3 protein-coding genes are annotated in these 3,295 nt (G+C 48.5%); all 3 read right to left on the reverse strand.

Going from position 1 to position 3,295, the window contains the following annotated elements:
- A partial coding sequence (gene hemW / locus C1T29_RS14910; protein ID WP_208945484.1) for a radical SAM family heme chaperone HemW occupies positions 1-762 on the reverse strand: 762 nt, incomplete at its 3' end.
- Between the two features lie 59 nt (positions 763-821).
- Positions 822-2,660 carry a translation elongation factor 4 gene (gene lepA / locus C1T29_RS14915; protein WP_020452263.1) on the reverse strand — a complete coding sequence of 613 codons (1,839 nt, stop codon included), beginning with the start codon at positions 2,658-2,660 and terminating at the stop codon, positions 822-824.
- A gap of 145 nt (positions 2,661-2,805) precedes the next feature.
- Positions 2,806-3,129: a YqxA family protein gene (locus C1T29_RS14920; protein WP_023855247.1), complete on the reverse strand. Its 324-nt coding sequence runs from the start codon at positions 3,127-3,129 to the stop codon at positions 2,806-2,808.
- Between the last annotated feature and the right edge of the window lie 166 nt (positions 3,130-3,295).

The raw sequence follows: 3,295 nt of genomic DNA on the forward strand, positions 1-3,295 counted from the left end.
CCAATATGTGAGGTTATGTTTGCTCTCATATCCTTTTTTGGCGTAGTTGCTGATTTCGTATTGGCCGATGCCCGCTTCTTCCATTTTCCGCATCACAAGTTCGTACATTTCTGCTTCCTGATCCTGCGGAGGCAGGTGAAGCCGGCCCTTTTTCATCAAGTTATAAAAAACGGTTTTCGGCTCGACGATCAGCGAGTAGACCGAATAATGTTCAGCCCCGAGGGCAAGCGCCGTATCGAGCGATGAAGCGAAGTGGCCGATGGTTTGTCCTGGCAGACCGAACATCAGGTCAAGGCTGATATTATCGAACCCCGCGTTTCGCGCTCTTTCAAAGGAAACGAGTACGTCTTTTTGCTCGTGGACTCTGCCGATTTTTTTTAGCAGCTCGTCTTCAAACGTCTGTACGCCAAAGCTCAGCCTGTCTACACCGGCGGCTTTTAAAACCTCCAGCTTTTCAGCCGATAAATCGTCGGGATTGGCTTCCACTGCAAATTCGGCAAGGCTTTCGGACGGTTTCAAAACGCGATGAATGGAATCAAGAAGCCGCTCAAGCTGCGCTTCCGACAGCGATGTCGGCGTTCCTCCCCCGATAAAGATCGTTTTCAGCTCCGGATGTCCGGCCGCTTCCATTGAATTGGCCATTTCCTTCTCTAAAGCACGCAAATATTCATCAACAGGCTGAGATTGAATAAAAAACTTGTTGAAGTCGCAATAATGGCAAATGTGCTCGCAAAACGGAATATGGATATATGCTGCTTTCATTGTTTTCACCTTCTTTTACAGGAAGAAGCCGCAGTGTGTTACGCTGCGGCAGCTCATGATTATGATTTCGGGCTGCTGTCGTCCATTTTCAGGACTGCCATAAAGGCTTCCTGCGGAACTTCGACAGAGCCGACCTGTTTCATTCTTCGCTTTCCTTCCTTTTGCTTTTCGAGCAGTTTGCGTTTTCTGGAAATATCCCCGCCGTAGCACTTCGCCAAAACGTTTTTGCGCATGGCTTTGATGGTTGAACGGGCGACAATTTTTGTGCCGATGGCTGCCTGGACAGGCACTTCAAACTGCTGGCGCGGAATGAGTTCCTTCAGCTTTTCGACAATAACTTTTCCCCGTTCATACGCATAATCGCGGTGAACGATAAAGGAAAGGGCATCGATTTTTTCGCCGTTCAGCATAATATCCATTTTCACGAGCTTGGACGGTTTATATCCGATGAGTTCGTAATCAAATGACGCATAGCCTTTCGTATTTGATTTAAGCTGATCGAAAAACTCGTAGACGATTTCCGCAAGCGGAATTTCGTAGACAATGCTGACGCGGTTCGCATCAAGGTACTGCATATCGATAAACTGGCCGCGCTTGCCCTGGCACAGTTCCATGACCGCTCCGACAAAGTCGTTCGGCACCATCATCGTCGCTTTGACGAACGGTTCTTCCACCCGGTCGATCTTCTGCGGATCAGGCATATTTGACGGGTTATCGACAACGATTTTTTCTCCGTCTGTCATGTACACGTCATAGATAACACTCGGAGCCGTCGTAATCAAATCGATGTTGAATTCGCGTTCAATCCGCTCCTGAATAATTTCCATGTGGAGCATCCCCAGGAAACCGCAGCGGAAGCCGAATCCGAGAGCCTGGGACGTTTCCGCCTCATACTGAAGGGCTGAATCGTTCAGCTCAAGTTTTTCAAGCGCTTCCCGCAAGTCGTTGTATTTCGCTGTATCAATCGGATACAGACCGCAATAGACCATCGGATTCAGTTTTCTGTAGCCTGGCAGGGCTTCGGGCGCTGGGTTTTCCGCACTTGTAATCGTATCCCCTACACGGGTGTCTCCGACGTTTTTGATTGCGGCCGTCAGGAATCCGACGTCACCGACAGTCAGTTCGTCAACCGGAACGGCCTTCGGTGTGAAAACGCCGACTTCAGTGACTTCAAATTCTTTTCCGGTCGCCATCATCTTGATTTTTTGACCGGCTTTTACGGTACCTTGGACGACTCTGATATAGGCGACGACCCCGCGGTATGCATCATACAGAGAGTCAAAGATCAACGCTTGAAGCGGCGCTTCCGGATCTCCGCTTGGTGCGGGAACCTTTTCAACGATCTGCTCCAATATTTCTTCAATTCCGATGCCTGCTTTTGCTGAAGCAAGGACGGCTTCTGAAGCGTCAAGACCGATGACATCCTCGACTTCCTGGCGGACGCGTTCGGGTTCTGCGCTCGGAAGGTCGATTTTGTTAATGACCGGCAGGATTTCAAGGTCGTTGTCAAGCGCAAGGTAAACGTTTGCCAGCGTTTGCGCCTCGATTCCCTGTGCGGCGTCGACGACGAGAATCGCGCCTTCGCATGCGGCAAGGCTTCTCGAAACCTCATACGTAAAATCGACGTGTCCCGGGGTATCGATCAGATGAAAAATATATTCCTCTCCGTCCTTTGCCTGATATTTCAGCTGTACGGAGTTCAGTTTAATGGTGATTCCTCTTTCACGTTCCAAATCCATCGAGTCGAGGAGCTGTTCTTTCATTTCCCTTTGAGTGATTGCCGCCGTCTTTTCCAGGATTCGATCCGCAAGCGTTGACTTGCCGTGATCGATATGGGCGATAATAGAGAAATTTCGGATTCTCGACTGCCTTTGTAATCGTTTTTCTTTATCTGTCACACTAATCACTCCTACTATGAAACGCAATATGCGCTAGCTTAGATTATATCAATAGGGTTGTGAAGATTCAATGCTAAGTCACATATGCTTTCTAAACCCGAAAAAGAAAAAACGAGTCCTGCATCCGACTCGTTTTTTCTTTTACTTATTCCGTTTTTTCCTTTATCCAGTCATACAATGAACGGGCTGTGTTTGTGACCGAATCGGCCAGGGCGCGGCCGGCCGAGGAAAAGAGGTTGAAAGCTTCCAGCTGTTCCAGCTCTTTTTGTTTTTCCTCCAAATCGATTTGATGGCCGAGGACTGACGCCTCCTTCGCATCCCCTTCAGATATGCTGAGCGCCGCTTTTAAATCAGGGTCCTGATACCCTTTCATTTCAATCATTCCGTTGTTCGCCTGCTGCATGCCGAGAAGGACGCCGAAAAACATGACACAGCAAGCCAATATGCATTTCCCCATAAAAGAAGCCACTTCCATCACCTGTCCTATTGTTTTTTCTTATCGTCTTCACCGGTGTCTGCATCAACTTTTTCAGCATTACAGTACATATCGATGAATACATCCGCCATAGCTTCTGCAGCAAGATCCACCTCTTCGCGCTTATGATCTACGCCGAAAAATTCGATTAAGACGGATC

The organism is Bacillus sp. MBGLi79, assembly GCF_002953915.1.